Raw genomic sequence first — 15592 nt, 5'->3', positions numbered from 1 at the left:
GACGCAGGGGCACGCGCCGCGTACTTTCTGCTCTATGTGGCACTACGCGCTGTGGGGGCTGGCCGGGGCGGCGGTCGGCGCGGCCGTGCCGTTGGCCTTCCGCAGACGGAAGCGTGAGCCCGAAGCGCCGGACCGGACCGAGGTGTCGCAGGCCCTGCTGACGTTTTCCACGGAGATGTCGCAGCGGATCGGGCCGCTGATCGACCGGCAGCTGGCGATCATCGACCGGCTGGAGCAGACCGAAGAGGACCCGGACCGGCTCGCGAAGCTGTTCGAGCTGGACCAGATGGCGACGCTGATGCGGCGGAACCAGGAGCGGTTGCTGCTGCTCGCCGGTGCGCCCTATCCGCGGCAGGTGGACCGCCCCGCCCCGCTCGAGGACGTGCTGGGGGCCGCCGTGTCGGCCGTCGAGGAGTACACCCGGGTGGAGGTGCACCAGGTGATCGGGTTCGCCGTGCTGGGCGACGCCGTGTTCGACCTGGTGCACCTGATCACCGAGCTGCTGGCCAACGCCACCTCGTTCTCGCCGCCGGACACGAAGGTCGTGCTGCGGGTGAGCGCCACCGACGAGGGCGCTCTGACCGTCGAGATCGCCGACGCGGGCCTCGGCCTCGCCGAACCGGAGCTCGGCGAGGCCAACAGCAGGCTGGTGAGCCCGCACGAGATCGACCTCGGCGCCGGCACCCACCTCGGGCTGGACGTGGTGGCGCTGGTGAGCAGGCGGCAGGGCATCACCGTCAGCCTGCGAAGCAACGACGACGACGGGCTGACCGCGGAGTTCACCGTGCCTGCCGCGCTGCTCAGGGACGAGCGGGCGGAGTGACCGCGGCCCCGGCGATCTGCTGGACGATCCTGGGCTGACCGTCGGGGGACTTGACGGTGGCGTTGACCGAGTACGCCACCTTGCGCTTCAGGTCCTTGGTCGCGAAGACACCGCTCGAGTAGCCGTAGCGGCTGCCGGTCTTGCCCCAGACCGTGTAGGCGCCGATCTTGAGGCGCATGAGGCCCTGGCTGTAGGTCGCCGGCCCGCTGCCGTCGAACATCGGCACCTGGGGAACCGCGTAGAGCCTCGGCATCATCTCCTTGCCGAGCAGGCGGCCGTCGAGCAGGCCGGTGAGGAAGGCGTCCAGGTCGGCCGAGGTGGAGATGATCGCGCCGGCGGCGCCGGGGATCGACTGGTTCATCTCGGTCACGTCGGCGAACTTGACCCCGTCACGCGTGACGACGTCGACGTCGATGCCGGTCAGGTCGACTCCGTCGACGTTGAGGTAGCCGCGGGCGGCGGGATGCGGCAGGTGCGGGTCGTCGTTCGGGTAATAGGTGTGACAAAGGCCGAGCGGCTCGGTGATGCGGTCGCGCAGATTCCGGGCGTATGACCGGCCGGTGACCTTCTCGACGAGCATCCCGGCCGTGACGTAGGCGGTGTTGGTGTACTTCTGCGCGGTGCCCGGCTGGAAATCGAGCGGGTGGGTGAGCGCTTTTTCCACCACCTGGCGCGGACTCCAGTGCTCGTAACGGTGCTTGAGTATCCACTGTGGATCGTAGAGCTGCGGGATGTCCACCGACGGCAGGCCGGAAGTGTGGTCCAGCAACGTGTACACCGGGATCGACGGGTAGCTCGCCGGGAGCAGGCCCGGCAGATAACGCTGGACGGGCTGGTCGAGGTCGATCCGGTGCTCCTGCGCGAGCTGCAGCACCATCACGGCGGTGTAGACCTTGGTGGTGCTGCCGATCCGGAAGTAGCCGTCCGGCCGGACCGGGGCGCCGGTGCGCAGGTCGGCGACACCGGAGGTGCCGGACCACTGTCCCTTCTCGCCGGTGATCCTGACCAGCGCGCCGGTGGTGTCCTTATCGGGCAGGCCCGCGATCGCGGCTTTCAGCGCCGCTTCGTTGAGCGCCGGGACTTCCGGCTCGTCCGGCTCGTCGGCGGCGAGCGCGGGCAGTGCGGTGAAGGTGAGCGCGGCGGCGGTGGCCAGTGCGGCGAGTGCTGTTCTCATGCCATGACAATGTCCACTCGCGACGGCGGGGACATCAGGGATCGGCCCGGTGTCGAAAGATCAGGGATCTCAGGGAATTGGCGGATCCGCCATCTTGACATTTCGGCCGATCGCCCGATCGGGAGCAGGCGCCGATCGTCTTCGGCGGCCGGTTCCGGCGGACAATACGTTTCGCCATTCGCAACGACCGAGTTTGCCTGTCGCCCGTATGGCGGCTTATAACAGCGTTGTGGTCGGGGTTAGTCTTCATTTCGGCGGACTGCGGATGGCCGGGAACTACGCCCTGCCACCGACGCCGGTATTCGGTTTTTCGTCTTTACAATTCCCCCTTTTGAAAGGTCTATTCGATGCGCGTCAGTTACGCGATCTTCGCCGTCTCCGCTGCTGTGCTCACCCTCGCGCCCGCCGCCGTGGCGGCACCGTACGCCGGCAACCTCGGCACGGCGACCTACCAGGGCGTCGCCAAGTACACCACCGGCTACACCGCCGAGTGGGACGACGTGGCCTGCGAAAAGTCGGCCAACCTACCCAGCCTGCCCAAGGGGAACATCGCCGCGCTGAACCTGGCCCAGTACGGCAGTGAGCACTCCAGCAGCGTGAACTGCGGCGTCGTCGTGCAGGTGACCGGTCCCAAGGGGACGGTCAAGGTGCAGATCGTCGACGCGGTCGGCGGGCAGAAGAAAGGCGACCTGATCCTGAGCAAGGACGCGTTCGCCAAGATCGGCACCGTCGGCAACGGAATCGAGAAGATCACCTGGAGCGTCGCACCCTGATGCCCCCATTCCGGCCAGTCCGCCGCCCGGACCGGAATGGTGAGCACTGAGGTTTCGATAAGGTGACGTTTCACTTGGATCGGCTTTCGCCCCGTCGGGCGGAAGCCGATTCAGGTAAACGATTTCACGGCTTCCTCGTCGTGGTCGGGCTCTTCCACGCTCTCGGCTTCGGCCGCGGACTCTTCGGCGAGCGCTTCGAGCATTCCCGGCAAGTGGTAGAGGCACATCAGGACGCCGCCGCCAGCGAAGCGGCCTCCCAGGCGAACCCGTCCGGGTCCGTGAAGGGGCCCGCGCCGCCGACCGCGATCCGGTGCGAACCCGAACCGGCAGGCGCCACGCCCGCGTCCTTGGCCAGCGCCTTGTGGCGGTACAGGGCCAGCTTCACCGGGCTCGAGCCGCTCTCGAACTCCACGTACATCCGGCCGAAGCTCTTCCCGACCGTGAAGCCCTGCTCCAGGTAGAACCGCTTGCTCGCGGCCACGTCGGCGACGCCCAGCAGCAGGACCATGGCGTCGAACTCCTTGGTGGCCGGACCGGTGTCCTTCTTGGCGGACGTGGCGATCTTCCAGATCGTGCCGTCGGGCGCCTGGATGGTTCCGCCGTAGCCCCACATCGACTTCGCGGCCTGCTTGAGGGTGGTCGCACCCGCCGCGAGCGCGGCCTCGATCAGCGCATCGACGTTCGCGGGCTGCGACACGGTGAGTGACAGGGTGAAGCCGCGGAAGCCGGTGGTCGGCTCCTGCGAGGCGCGGACGCGCAGGCGGGAGTCCAGGCCGAAGGCCGTGGCGTAGAAGCGTTCGGCGGCGGCGACGTCGGCCGACTCGATGGTGATTCCGGTGATTGAGGTCATGGCGGTAACGCTAGGCGCGGGGCGGTGACCTGTGCTTCTTGATTCCTGATCGGTCTTCAGCAGCGCTTGGTGACGAAGTCGTACTTCGCGCGGAGCACGCCGCGCGAGGCGTCCGCGACCAGGAAACCGCGCTTGGCTGGGTCCGTGGTGGCGACTCGTAACTCCGCGTTGATGTTCAGGTTGCGGCTGTCCCCGCACGGCGAGTAGACGATCTCGGCCGGGCGGTAGTCCGAGCGCCACTCGCCCGCCAGCGGGCCGGTGAACGGGCGGTCCACCGCGACAGTCGACGAGGTGCCCTGGAAGTACAGGCTGACGCGGTGCAGCGCGGACACGCCGGCTTCGAGGTAGGCGAAGCCGGTGTACGAGGTGGCCGCGAGGCCGTAGGTGTAGCCGGGCGGCAGGCTGGTGCGGACGCTCAGCTGGCAGTTGCGGCGGGAGTCGACCGGGCTCGCTCCCCCGCCCGCCTGCGCGAAGAAGCCTCGGTAGGACACGCTGAAGGTGTTGCCGCTGATGGACGTCTCGGCGGTGCCTGCCGGGCAGCCGGAGCCGTTGACCGTGACGACCTCGGCGCCGACCGGTACCTCGTCCGTGACCGGGGTGACCGGGGTGACCATCGCCGAAGAAACAGCCAGGAAAGTTGCCGCAGCCGTGGTCAGCATGAGGAGCCCTTCTGGATCCGTGCGTGGTGACGGCGGTGGCACCGAAAACGGTATCGGAAGCTGGAGCGGCGGAACTCCGCCAGATGACGGATGCGCCCACCATCGGGTGACCTGGGCGGGATCTGGGCGACGCGTCCCGATACTTCGTGCCATGACGAAAGCAAAAGTCGTAGGGGTCATGGCGGGCGCGCTCATGCTGATGGGGTTCGGCGCCGAGATGGCCTCGGCGGCGCCCGTCGAGACCGCGGCGCCCGCGTCGACGGTCCGCATCATGACCGACGGCTGCACCAAGGTCCCGGATTCCTTCTTCGGCGCGAACTTCAAGCCCGCCTGCGACACGCACGACCGGTGCTACAGCCGCACCAGCACCACGAGCAGGCTCAACTGCGACAAGCGGCTCTTCACCGACCTCACGAAGGCCTGCACGTCGAAGTTCGGGAAGTTCAACCCGCTCCGGTACGAGTGCGTGAAGATGGCCGGCGTCTACTACACCGGCGTCCGCAACCTCGCCCGCAGCCACTACCACGGCAAGGGCGACCCCACGTAGTCGTGCGCGTTGCGGGCGGTTCTATTTGGGCGGAAAGTCAAACATGGCGTGGTCGACGCTTCGACGATGTGGCGTTGGGGCCATCTGACGGCTCAAACGCCACATCGTCAGCCCGCGTCACGCCCGGCGAAGGGCCCGTTGTGCGGGGTTTTCGGCCGCTCAGGAGCCTGTTGCTTTTTGAACTGGCTCGACATGGCTTGATGATCTTGTTGCACGTGTGGCAACTTGGGATAATTGTTGTGTGGCAAGGGATTATCGGCCGGTTGATCGTGAGCAGGAGTTTCTGTTGCCGCCGTCGATGGCGGACTGGTTGCCGGATGATCATCTGGTGTGGTTCGTGATCGCGGTGGTGGGGCGGCTGGACACGTCGGCGTTTCACGCGACGGCGAAGCGTGGTGGGGTCGGGCGGCGTGGGTATGACCCGGAGATGCTGCTGACGTTGTTCGTGTATGCGATGGCGCATGGGGTGTCCTCGTCGCGGCGGATCGAGCGGTTGTGCCTGACCGATGTGGCGTTCCGGATCATCTGCGCGCAGGACATCCCGGATCACACGGTGCTGGCCCGGTTCCGCCAGCGTCACGAGGCGGCGCTGACGGATCTGCTGACCGAGTCGCTGGTGCTGGCCGCCGAACTGGGGATGGTGTCGCTGGGGGTGGTCGCGTTCGACGGCACCAAGATCGCCGCCAACGCGAGTAAGGACGCCAACCGCACCGAGGCTCACCTGCGGAAACTGGCCGAGAAGTTCGTTGAGGAGACCGCGCAGACCGACGCGGCCGACGACGCCCGCTTCGGCGCCGACCGGCGCGGCGACGAACCACCACCGGACCTGCGTGACCGCACCCGTCGCGGTGAACGGATCACGGCCGCGCTGGAGCAGATCCAGTCCCGTCGCGACGCGGCCGAGCAGGCCGGCGAGGGGCGGGCTGAGATCGCGCGGGCCTATGACGCCGCGGTCGCCGCCGGCCTCACCCGTGGCGGGGCCCCGCCGCGAGGCGCGGACCGGGTCGCGGTGGCCCGAGCACGCCTGGACCGGGAGCGAGCCACAGCGGTGTCCCGCTGGGAGGCCTGGCACGCCCAGATGCGATCCGGCGGCGGGCGCCGCCCGTCGGGGAAAGCAGCGGTGCCGCCGGAGGATCACAGCAGGGTCCGGCGGGCCCGCGCCGCCTATGAGGCCGCGCTCTCCCGCGCTGAACAGGCCGCCGCCACCGCGAAATCCCAGACGCAGACCGACAAGTTCGTGGCGAACACGACCGACCCGCAATCACGGCTGCTCAAGACCCGCAACGGCTGGGTCCAGGGCTACAACTGCCAGACCGCGGTCAGCGACGACGAATTCCTCGTGTCCGCCCGCGCCACCCAGGACACCAACGACCTCGACCAGTTCGTGCCCACCGCCGATGATGTCCTCGCCACCGCCGGGAAGCTGGCCCGGCGCACCGGCCGCGGTGACCTCACCGTCGGCGTGATGATCGGCGACGCCGGCTACGACTCGACCGCCAACCTTGAGACCGCGGGCCCGGACCGTCTCATCGCCGATGCCAAAGGCCGCACCGTGAACACTCGAGCCGCCACCGACCCGGCCACCGGCGACCCACCCAAGAACGCCACCGCGCGGGAGAAGATGAACCACCGGCTACGCACCGCAGAAGGCGTGACCCTCTACCGACGACGCGGCGCGATGATCGAAGCACCCAACGCCTGGCTCAAAGACCGCCGCGGGCTCACCCGCTTCGCCCGCCGAGGACTCACCGCCGCCCAAGCCGAACTCTCCCTCGCCGCCGCAGTCACCAACCTGCTCAAACTCTGGACCAAGGGCATCACCACCGCCCAGATCCGCACCACCTGAACCCCACCCCGGCCCGGCCCGGCGGCCAAGCCAGAGACCGGACGATGCCGAAGACACCACAACAGCAAAAAGCAACAGGCTCTCAGTGGCCGAAAACCCCGCACAACCCACCGGCACACATGGACTGACCACGTGAACGCCTCGTTCGCAACGCACAACGTTGCGAACGAGGCGTTCACGTCATCCGGAGCGACCTGCTCAGCCCAAAAATATGACTAAACAATCCTAAAGCGGACAAAAGGTCAGGCTGTGGACCTCTCCGTGGACCTACTTGCGCGGCGGAAGCCGGCTACCGCCGCGCCACCTTTGCCTTCCCCCTCAATAACCGCCCGCGACGCTCACGACCCTTCAGCAGTGTTCGGCGGCGGTTTTGAGCGCGCCGAGCCAGGCGTCGAGGCCGATCTTGAGGAACTCGTTGGCGAGGCCGGTCTCGGTCTCGATCTGCTTGCCCGCATGGGTTTCCTCGGTGCGGACGAGCACGCCGCCCGGCACCTCGACGAAGTTCCAGACGTGCACCCCGCGGTCGATGCGCAGGCCGTCGCCGATCGCGGGGCCGGTCCAGCGGATGCACTTGCCGTGCTGGAGCTGCTCGACCGTCGAGGTGATGACCAGGGTCGTGGGCGGGCTGACCGGCGTCGCCGGGACCGGGGTGGTCCAGCGGAACTGCGAGCGCGGCCGGAGCGGCCCGTGGTCCAGTCGCTTCGCGCTGGTGACCGGCTCCTGCCAGGACGGCCAGCGCGCCACGTCGGTCTGAAGCCGCCAGACGGTGCTCAAGGGCGCCTTGACCAGCGTCTCGGCGCGGTAGCGGATCTTGGCGTCGGGGTCGACGCCCTGGCCGCGGCAGGACAGTGACGCCGGTGCGGGCGTGGCGGCCTGTGCGGGCGTCGCGGTGGCGCCGAAGAGGGCGGCGGCGATCAGCGGGATGGCGAGCAGCGAGCGCATGGGGTTCTCCTGGCGGTTTCGGCTTCGTTCGGTGTCGAAGTCGACCTTGCCGTGAGCGCCCGCGTGCCCGCGTCGGTGAGAACTACGTAGATCAGCCCGCTAGGCAATCCCAGGTGAGCGGGTCCAGGTGCAGGTAGAACCGCTGCCGCCCGGTGTCGAGCGCCTGGCCGTAGCCGCGGGCGAAGCCGTCGGCGGCCCGCTCCTCGTCGGCCCAGGTCTCGCGCGCGTTGGCGAGCAGGAGCGAAATGTCGGCGTAGCGGTCTGCCAGGCCGAGGCGGCCGAGGTCGATGAAACCCGCGAAGGTGAGCGTCTCCGGTTCGAGGATGATGTTCGGCAGGCAGAGATCGCCGTGGCAGACGACCGTGTCCGCCGGTTCCTGCGCCAGCCGCCGGTCGACCTCGGCGGCGAGCCGCGCGAGGAGTTCCGACGGCGGTGTCTCCTGCTGCTCGACCGGCAGGAACTCCGGGTTGACCGCGCCGCGCGCGACGACGTCCTGGGCGAGCGCGAACATCCGCGCCAGGTCCCGCTTGAACGGGCAGTCCGCCGTGGACAGGGCATGCAGCTCCCGGACGGCTTCGACGATCGACGGCCAGGCACGCTGAAGCTCTCCGGCGGACACGCTGTCGGCGGGCACTCCGGGGACGGCGCTGGTGACCAAGCACTCGCCGTCGATCCAGTCGAGCACCTGCGGGCCTCGAATTCCCTTGGTGCTGAGCCATTCCACGCGATCTCGTTCGGACTCCAACGACTCGCCGACTTTGGCGAACCGCGTGCCGTCCGCGCTGCGGAAGACGACCGCGCCGGATTCGCCGGCGGTGACCGGCTCCCAATCGCCGGTGAGATACGAGGGCGCGCGCACAAGATCATCGTAGCCAGGAAGACCTTGGGGTCGTGAGTGTTCCGGCCGGTTCTAACCGGCGAAAACACTCACGACCCCAGGCGCTCAGGCGAGGGCTTGCGTCGGCGGTAGCCTGGCCGCGCGCATCGACGGGTAGGCGCCGGCGACCGCGCCGACCAGCAGTGACAGGCCGACCCCGCCGAGGAGTGTCGCGATCGGGATCACCGCGGGCCAGCCTTGGGCCAGCGCGTAGATTCCCGTGGCCAGCACGCCGATCAGCACCCCGGCGGCGCCGCCGAGCGCGGACAGGAGCATCGACTCGGCGACGAACTGGCCCCACACCTGGCGGCGGGTCGCGCCGAGTGCGCGTCTCAGCCCGATCTCGCGGCGGCGCTCGAGCACCGAGATGACCATCGTGTTCGCCACGCCGACGCCGCCGACGAGCAGCGCGACGCCGCCGAGGCCGAGGAACAGGGCGTCGTAGGAGTCCTGCACGAGGTTCTTGGCGGCGAGCGCGTCCGAGGGACGGCTGACCTTGACCTCGTTGGGGTGCTCGGGGTTCAGTGTCGCGCCGAGGACCGACTGGACCGCGACGACCTGGGAATCCTTGGCGTGGATGTAGACCGTGGTCGGCTTGCCGTCGAAACCGAGCTTGTCGACGGCGGTCTGCCAGCCGACCAGCACCGCCCGTTCGATGTCCGTGGCCAGCGGGAGCGGGTTCAAGATCCCGACGACCGTGAAGAACTGGCCGTCGAGCCAGACCTGCGGCGGGTGCTGGGGATCGAGGGAGCCGATGCCCAGCCGTTTCGCCGCCTCCGAGCCGAGCACCACCGTGGGCAGTTTCGCCAGCGCCGGGTCGAGTAGCTTGCCCGCCGCCAGTGTCGCCTTGATCTCGGTGAACAGGCCGGCGTCCGCCGCGAGCACCTTGAGGCCGGAGGTCTCGTTGGCCGCGATGTGGTCCGACCGGTAGACCTTGGCCGTGGTCGCGCCGACGGCCGCCGCGCCGGTGACCGGCGTGATGCGCTTGAGCAGGGCGACCGCGTCTTCGGGCAGGTTCGCCGCCGTGCCGAGGAACGACTCGCCCGGCTCGGCCTTGAGCAGGTTCGTGCCGAGTGCCGCCAGCTGGTCCTGGAGTGCTTTGGCGCTCGACGCGGGGATCGCGAGCACCGCGACCATCGCCGCGATGCCGATCGCGATGCCCAGCGCCGACAGGACCGCGCGCATCGGCCGGGTGCGCATGCCGTGCGAGCCGAGCGCCAGCATGTCGACGGGGCCCAGCCTGGCGGGCGTCGGCCGCGCGCTCATCGCGTCACCATCGCGGGTGTCCCGGTGTCGAGCCGCAGCACGCCATCCCTGATCTCGATCTGGCGGGGCACCGCGCCCGCGATCTCCCGGTCGTGCGTGATCAGCACGACCGTGGTGCCGTCCTCGCTCAGCTCGGCGAGCAGCGCGAGGATCGACTCGCCGTTGACGGTGTCGAGCGCGCCGGTCGGCTCGTCGGCCAGCAGGATCGACGGCCGGTTGACGACGGCGCGGGCGATGGCGACGCGCTGCCGTTCACCGCCGGAGAGCTCGTGCGGCAGGTGCCCGGCGCGGTGCCCGAGCCCGACCCGTTCCAGCGCCGCGATCGCCAGGTCCTCGCGTTTGCGGCGCGGCACGCCCGCGTACATCAGGCCGGTGGCGACGTTGCCCGCCGCCGTGACGCCCTCGGCGAGGAAGAACTGCTGGAACACGAACCCGATCCAGCGCGACCGGACCGCCGACAGCGCGCGGTCCGGCAGCCGGGAGACGTCGAGGCCGTTGACCTCGATCCAGCCGCTCGTCGGCCGGTCGAGCGTGCCCATCAGCTGCAGCAGCGTGGACTTCCCCGAGCCGGACGGGCCGACCACGGCCATCAGCTCGCCTTCCTGGACGGTCAGCGAGACGTTCCGCAGCGCCCGGACGCCGCCGGGATAGGTGACGGACACGTCGTGCACCGCGAGCACCGGCGTCATGACGTGGTCACCACCTGGGTGCCTTCGGCGATGCCGTCGCCTTCGACCTCGACCTTGCCGCCCGCGAACAGGCCGGTCTTGACCATGACGACGGTGTGCTTGCCACCCTGGACCACCTCCAGGCCGTTGCCGCCTTCGGCCAGTGCCAGCAAGGCGTTGACGGGCACGGTCAGCACGCCCTTGCGCACCCCGGTCGTGAAGGTCACCGACGCCGACCCCGTGGTGAGACCCGCCGCGACCGACTGGTCGTCCAGCGTGATGGTCGCGATGACCTTCGGGCCGTCCCCGCCCGGCGCCTTCTTGTCGTCGCCGTCCGGCGCGTTCGCGACCAGCAGCACCTTGCCGGTGGTGGTCTTGCCGCCGATGGTCAGGCCGACCTGGTCGCCTTCCTTGGCGAGGTGCTGCTTCGCCTCGGTGAGCGGCACCTTGACCAGGTGCTCCGTGCCGGTCGCCTTGAACAGCGGGCCGGTCGCGGGCGCGCCGGGCGCGACGGTGGCGGTGCCGGTCCGGATCGGGCCCGGCTGCACCAGCACGTCACCCAGCGCGATGGTGCCGGTTTGCTCCAGCTTCAAGGACTTCTGCCATTTCTTGATCATGACGGTGTCCTGGTGGGTGAACTTGGTGTCCGGCGTGCCCACGCTGAAGCCGAGCGCCTTGAGGTTCTGCTCGAGGATCTTGACGTCCGGCCCGTCGTCCATGCCCTCGGTGAGCGGCCGGTAGAAAGGCAAGGCGCCGTAGAACAACGGCACCGGCACGGCGTCCACTGTGTACAGTGTGCCGCCCTGCTTGATCTGCGTGCCGGGCGCCGGCAGCGTGGTGATCGTGCCCGCTTTGTGGCCGGTCACGTCGAATTCCGCGCCGTAGCCGAGCGTTCCCTGCACGACCTGCTGCTCGGACAGGTCCATTTTGGTGACGGGCACCGTCGCCAGTTGCCCGGACGGCGGCGCGGCGGCGCCGGCCGAGGCGCCCGCGGTGAACCTGGTCAGCACCACGATGGTGCCGACCGTGGCCACCGCGAGCACCACCAGGCCGATGAGCAGCCAGCGGGTCCGCGTCCGGCGGCGCACCGTGCCCGGTCCGCTATCCGCCATGGATCCCGCACTCCTTCATCGCCTTGTCGAGCACCTTGGGGTCGTCGCCGGGCTTGCCGATCTGCAGGCCGTGCGTCTCGTCGGGGTCCGGGGTGTCGATGCCGTGCTCGCGCAGGCATTTGGCCATCGCGCGGGCCTTGTCGAGCGCTTTCGCCTGGTCTTCCTTGGAACCACCGTCCGGCATGAATTTCACGCAGGCGTCCGTGGCCTTTTTGTACGCTTCTTCCGAGACGCCTTCCGGGATCATCTCCCTGGGCGCCATGCCGCCTTCGAAGGTGGGGTCGGGAATGTTCACGCCGTTTTCCCGCATGCATTTCGCGCGGGCCAGCATCTGGTCCTTGGTCTTCTGGTCGAAACCGCCGCCGTCGCCGGGAGCCGGGACCGCCGAGCTGGAACCGCCCGCCGAGGCCACTTTCCCGGCGTCGTCACCTGCCGACGAACAACCGGACAGCACGGCCGCCGTGATGGCCATTCCCAGCACGAGCCTGTGTCGGATACGCAAATCACCACTCCTTTTCGGTGTCAAGGAATGTTCTACGGATTCACCGTTATCGATCGGGTAAGTGGCGGGCTTATACGCTGCTTATGCCCGCGCGCGGATACTGAAACACGAGCAGCGAGTGGAGGCCCTTTTCATGAAAACCCGGTTGGTGTCGCTGCGCACCAGGCTCACCGCGCTCTACGGCGGGCTCTTCCTGCTGGCCGGGTTGATCCTGCTGGCGCTGAACTACCTGCTCGTCGAGCGCAACCTGCCGGTGGGCCGGACGGTCGCGAGGCAGGCGTTCGGCTCGGGGACGATGATGACGGACCGGGTCTACCTGGACCCGGCCGACGCGTCGGCCTACGAGATGATCAACCGGTCGATCGACGAGTACCGGTCGTCCGCACTGTCCACTTTGGTCGTGCAGTCCGTGATCGCGCTGATCGTCGTGGCGCTGCTGGCCGCGCTGTTCGGCTGGCTCATCGCCGCGCGGGCGCTGCGGCCGCTGCACGCCGTCACCGCGACCGCGCGCGAGCTCAGCGCGGCCGACCTGCACCAGCGGATCAACCTCGACGGCCCCGCCGACGAGCTGAAGGAACTCGCCGACACCTTCGACGAGATGCTGGAACGCCTCGCCAAGTCGTTCGACGGGCAGAAGCGCTTCGTGGCGAACGCGTCGCACGAACTGCGCACACCGCTCGCGGTCCAGCGCACGCTCATCGAGGTGGCGATGGCCCATCCGGAGGTGTCGCCGCAGGTCACCGCGCTGGGAACGGAACTGCTGAAAGCCGGCAAGGAGAGCGAGCTGCTGATCGCCGGTCTGCTCGTGCTCGCCCGCTCGGAGCGCGGGCTCGACCGGCGGGAGTCGGTCGAGTTCGACGAGATCACCCGCGCGGTGCTCGACCAGGCCGGCGGTGAAGCGGCCGAAGCGGCCGTCGAGATCAGGGCCGATCTGCGGCCGCTGCTCGTCACCGGCGATCAGGTGCTGCTCGAGGTGCTGGTGCTGAACCTGGTGCGCAACGCGCTCGCGTACAACGTGCCGGGCGGGACCGTCCACATCGGAGTGGGGGACGGCCACACGCTGCGTGTGGTGAACACCGGCACGCCGGTGCCGGCGGAGGCGGTACCCGGCCTGTTCGAACCGTTCCGCCGCCTCGCCCCCGACCGCACCGGTGACACCCAGCACGCGGGGCTCGGCCTGTCGATCGTGCGCGCGATCGCCGAAGCGCACGACGGCTCGGTCCACGCCGAGCCGGGACCGGAAGGCGGGCTCGACATCACCGTCGACCTGCCGGGAAATTGATTTCAGCGCGGCGTGAACAAATCGCTTATCCGACGTTTATGCCCCCTATCGCAGTATTGGTCCAGCACCGAAGGGCGGAGTCGCAATGCGGGTATTGGTCGTCGAGGACAGGAAAGTCCTGGCCGACAGCATCGCCGAGGGCCTGCGCCGGTTTTCGATGGCCGTCGACGTCGCCTACGACGGCGCGCGGGCGTTGGAGAACATCAGCGTGAACGCCTACGACGTCATCGTCCTCGACCGCGATCTGCCGCTGGTGCACGGCGACGACGTCTGCCGGGCGGTGGTGTCGCGGGGCGACGGCGGCCGCGTCCTCATGCTCACCGCGTCGGCCGAAGTGCCGGAGAAGATCGAGGGGCTGGGGCTCGGCGCCGACGACTACCTCACCAAGCCGTTCGCGTTCGCCGAGCTCATCGCGCGGGTGCAGGCGCTGGCCAGGCGCGCGCCGAGGGCGTTGCCGCCGGTGCTGGAACTGAGCGGGGTCCGGCTGGATCTGCCCCGCCACCAAGCGACCCGCGACGGCATGCTGCTTTCGCTGTCGCTCAAGGAATACGCCGTACTCGAGGTGCTGATGCGGGCGGAAGGCACCGTCGTCAGCAGTGAGGAGCTCTTGGAAAAAGCGTGGGACGAGCACGCCGACCCGTTCACCAACGCGGTGCGGGTCGCCGTGATGACGTTGCGGAAGAAGCTGGGTGAACCCGGGCTCATCGAGACCGTTCCCGGGGTCGGCTACCGGTTCCGCACTTGACTTCGAGGAGTTTTCCCCATGTCGGGGTCGTGAGTGGTACGGCCGGTTAGAACCGGCCGTACCACTCACGAGGTCACGGAGCCCAGTAGTTACCGGACATCACGATGTAGACGAGCATCTTGATGTTCTCGCCGTAGTAGCCCTCGTCGTACGGGTTGGTCGCGAGGTAGTTCCAGTGCGCGTCGGTCCACGCCTGGTCTCCCGCGGCCATCGCGGCCACGCCGACCGGGTTGCTGGCGCACTCGCACTGGTCGCTGGTGTTCTGCGGGGTGCCGTCGAGCTTGGTGTGCGGGTAGATCTTCGCCGGGTTGCCACCGGAGCGGCTCTTGTAGCTGGCGGACTGCTTCTTCGCGATGTTCAGCGCGACCGAGCCGCCGTAGACCAGCGCGTCGGTGCCCATGTGCCACGGCACGCGCACGGCGTTGTAGCCGACGATGTTGTCCGGCTGGCTCTCCTGGTAGTCGGCGGGCGCGGGCTTCGGGCTGCTGCCGTCGGCGCCGACCACGAAGTCGGAAAGCAGACCCGCGGTCGGCGAGTACTTGGTGGTGAAGGCGGCGATGATCGCCTCGGTACGGGTGACGACCTTGTTCCAGTCGTGCGCGGTGTCGTACTTAGCGAACGCGCGCAGGTGGTCGAGCATGAAGTCGGACGGGCGGGTGTCGTTGCCGGGGCCGTCGTCGGCGGTCCGCAGGTGCCCGTCGGAGGTGACGTCGGACTTGTAGAGCTTGTCCAGCCAGTCCTTGGCGGCGGCGGTGTAACCGCCCCACTGCTTGTCGGCGAGGATCAGGCCGTAGGCGATGTCGATGTCGCCGTCGGTGGCGGAGTCAGGGGTGCCGCCGTCGGCGTACTTGCAGGACTTGCCGTCGATCTTCCACTGCATCAGGCCCTTGCCGTCGCGGTGGCTCTGCACGACCTTCCACAGACCGTCGAACTCGGCCTTGGCGTTCGGGTCGTAGCCGGCCATCAGCGGCACGATGTTCATGCCGTAACCCTGCGCCTCGGACACGGTTCCCTTGTTGGGGGCGGTTTCGCCGTCGACGGCGACCAGGTAGCCACCGCAGGCGGCGCGCAGGAACTTCGACTTCCACGAGTCGTACTGCTTCTTGACCGCGGCGTCACGGTCCGCCTGGCCGGCCGACGGCAGCACGCCGGTCTGGTAAGTGACATGCGCGGGGAACGGGTGACTCTCCCCGGCCGCGGTGGCAGTTGATCCAGCGGAAAGCGCCATCGGCACCATCAGGAAGGCAGCCGCGGCGATCGCGACTCTCCGACGTGAATGCATAGCGGGACTCCTTGTTAGTAAACATTCCTAACCAGGCGGCGGTTGAAGAAACCTTCGTGTTCGGTCAACCGAAAGTCAAGCAAACTGCGAATAGGACAAAGAGGCGTTTTCGGGCCACGGCCGAGTGCCCCGAAAAATACCCTCACCGGCGAGTTGATCAAGTAAAAGTCCTGCTCTTGACATCGCAGATGAGTCAGAACGGTGTTTCGATACACCTGACCGGTGTGCGGCGTAAAGCAACCCG

General features: G+C 68.5%; 16 protein-coding genes. 6 read left to right on the top strand and 10 right to left on the bottom strand.

Translation table 11 applies throughout. From position 1 onward, the window contains the following. Positions 1–34 precede the first annotated feature (34 nt). Complete coding sequence (locus AB5J62_RS05910) at positions 35–823, top strand: sensor histidine kinase (RefSeq protein WP_370947088.1); 789 nt, start codon at positions 35–37, stop codon at positions 821–823. Here the strand turns inward: AB5J62_RS05910 and AB5J62_RS05905 are convergent. Then, the gene (locus AB5J62_RS05905) at positions 801–1997 is read right to left on the bottom strand and encodes a serine hydrolase domain-containing protein (protein ID WP_370947087.1); all 1197 of its coding nucleotides are present in this window, start codon (positions 1995–1997) and stop codon (positions 801–803) included. The genes AB5J62_RS05910 and AB5J62_RS05905 overlap by 23 nt on opposite strands. Before the next feature lie 347 nt (positions 1998–2344). Here AB5J62_RS05905 and AB5J62_RS05900 point away from each other — a divergent pair, with 347 nt between their 5' ends. Further along, on the top strand, positions 2345–2770 hold the full coding sequence (locus AB5J62_RS05900; RefSeq protein ID WP_370947086.1) for a hypothetical protein: 426 nt from the start codon (positions 2345–2347) through the stop codon (positions 2768–2770). A gap of 226 nt (positions 2771–2996) precedes the next feature. Here AB5J62_RS05900 and AB5J62_RS05895 read toward each other — a convergent pair whose 3' ends face one another. Together AB5J62_RS05895 and AB5J62_RS05890 are read right to left on the bottom strand one after the other, a co-directional pair. Further along, a complete protein-coding gene (locus AB5J62_RS05895; protein ID WP_370947085.1) occupies positions 2997–3620 on the bottom strand; it encodes a glyoxalase in 624 nt (207 codons plus the stop codon). Positions 3621–3676: 56 nt separating this feature from the next. Further along, entirely contained in the window at positions 3677–4279 is a 603-nt protein-coding gene (locus AB5J62_RS05890) for a DUF4360 domain-containing protein (RefSeq protein ID WP_370947084.1), read from the bottom strand. Between the two features lie 151 nt (positions 4280–4430). Between AB5J62_RS05890 and AB5J62_RS05885 the strand changes: the two genes are divergently transcribed. Further along, entirely contained in the window at positions 4431–4826 is a 396-nt protein-coding gene (locus tag AB5J62_RS05885; RefSeq protein WP_370947083.1) for a phospholipase A2, read from the top strand. A gap of 241 nt (positions 4827–5067) precedes the next feature. Then, the gene (locus AB5J62_RS05880) at positions 5068–6672 is read left to right on the top strand and encodes a transposase (protein ID WP_370946284.1); all 1605 of its coding nucleotides are present in this window, start codon (positions 5068–5070) and stop codon (positions 6670–6672) included. Positions 6673–7020: 348 nt separating this feature from the next. On the opposite strand, the gene AB5J62_RS05875 is transcribed toward AB5J62_RS05880, so the two are convergent. The 6 genes from AB5J62_RS05875 to AB5J62_RS05850 form a co-directional block, all read right to left on the bottom strand. Continuing rightward, the gene (locus tag AB5J62_RS05875; protein ID WP_370947082.1) at positions 7021–7614 is read right to left on the bottom strand and encodes an SRPBCC family protein; all 594 of its coding nucleotides are present in this window, start codon (positions 7612–7614) and stop codon (positions 7021–7023) included. 91 nt (positions 7615–7705) lie between these two features. Continuing rightward, positions 7706–8473 carry an APH(3'') family aminoglycoside O-phosphotransferase gene (locus AB5J62_RS05870; RefSeq protein WP_370947081.1) on the bottom strand — a complete coding sequence of 256 codons (768 nt, stop codon included), beginning with the start codon at positions 8471–8473 and terminating at the stop codon, positions 7706–7708. A gap of 84 nt (positions 8474–8557) precedes the next feature. After that, positions 8558–9757: an ABC transporter permease gene (locus tag AB5J62_RS05865; RefSeq protein ID WP_370947080.1), complete on the bottom strand. Its 1200-nt coding sequence runs from the start codon at positions 9755–9757 to the stop codon at positions 8558–8560. Then, a complete protein-coding gene (locus AB5J62_RS05860; protein ID WP_370947079.1) occupies positions 9754–10446 on the bottom strand; it encodes an ABC transporter ATP-binding protein in 693 nt (230 codons plus the stop codon). Before AB5J62_RS05860 ends, AB5J62_RS05865 begins: the two co-directional genes overlap by 4 nt. Beyond that, positions 10443–11537, bottom strand: a complete 1095-nt coding sequence (locus tag AB5J62_RS05855) for a peptidoglycan-binding protein (protein WP_370947078.1) — start codon at positions 11535–11537, stop codon at positions 10443–10445. The genes AB5J62_RS05860 and AB5J62_RS05855 overlap by 4 nt, the downstream gene beginning before the upstream one ends. After that, positions 11527–12039, bottom strand: coding sequence for a hypothetical protein (locus AB5J62_RS05850; protein WP_370947077.1), 513 nt, complete (start codon positions 12037–12039; stop codon positions 11527–11529). Before AB5J62_RS05850 ends, AB5J62_RS05855 begins: the two co-directional genes overlap by 11 nt. A gap of 133 nt (positions 12040–12172) precedes the next feature. On the opposite strand from AB5J62_RS05850, the gene AB5J62_RS05845 reads away from it, so the two are divergent. After that, entirely contained in the window at positions 12173–13321 is a 1149-nt protein-coding gene (locus AB5J62_RS05845; RefSeq protein WP_370947076.1) for a sensor histidine kinase, read from the top strand. A gap of 85 nt (positions 13322–13406) precedes the next feature. Beyond that, positions 13407–14066: a response regulator transcription factor gene (locus AB5J62_RS05840; RefSeq protein WP_370947075.1), complete on the top strand. Its 660-nt coding sequence runs from the start codon at positions 13407–13409 to the stop codon at positions 14064–14066. 73 nt (positions 14067–14139) lie between these two features. Here AB5J62_RS05840 and AB5J62_RS05835 read toward each other — a convergent pair whose 3' ends face one another. After that, entirely contained in the window at positions 14140–15348 is a 1209-nt protein-coding gene (locus tag AB5J62_RS05835; RefSeq protein WP_370947074.1) for a glycosyl hydrolase family 8, read from the bottom strand. Positions 15349–15592 lie beyond the last annotated feature (244 nt).

It is taken from the genome of Amycolatopsis sp. cg5 (genome assembly GCF_041346955.1).
In the GTDB taxonomy this organism is placed as follows: Bacteria; Actinomycetota; Actinomycetes; order Mycobacteriales; family Pseudonocardiaceae; genus Amycolatopsis.
Note: the sequence above shows the minus strand (reverse complement) of the source record. Positions and strands in the feature narration are given on the sequence as shown.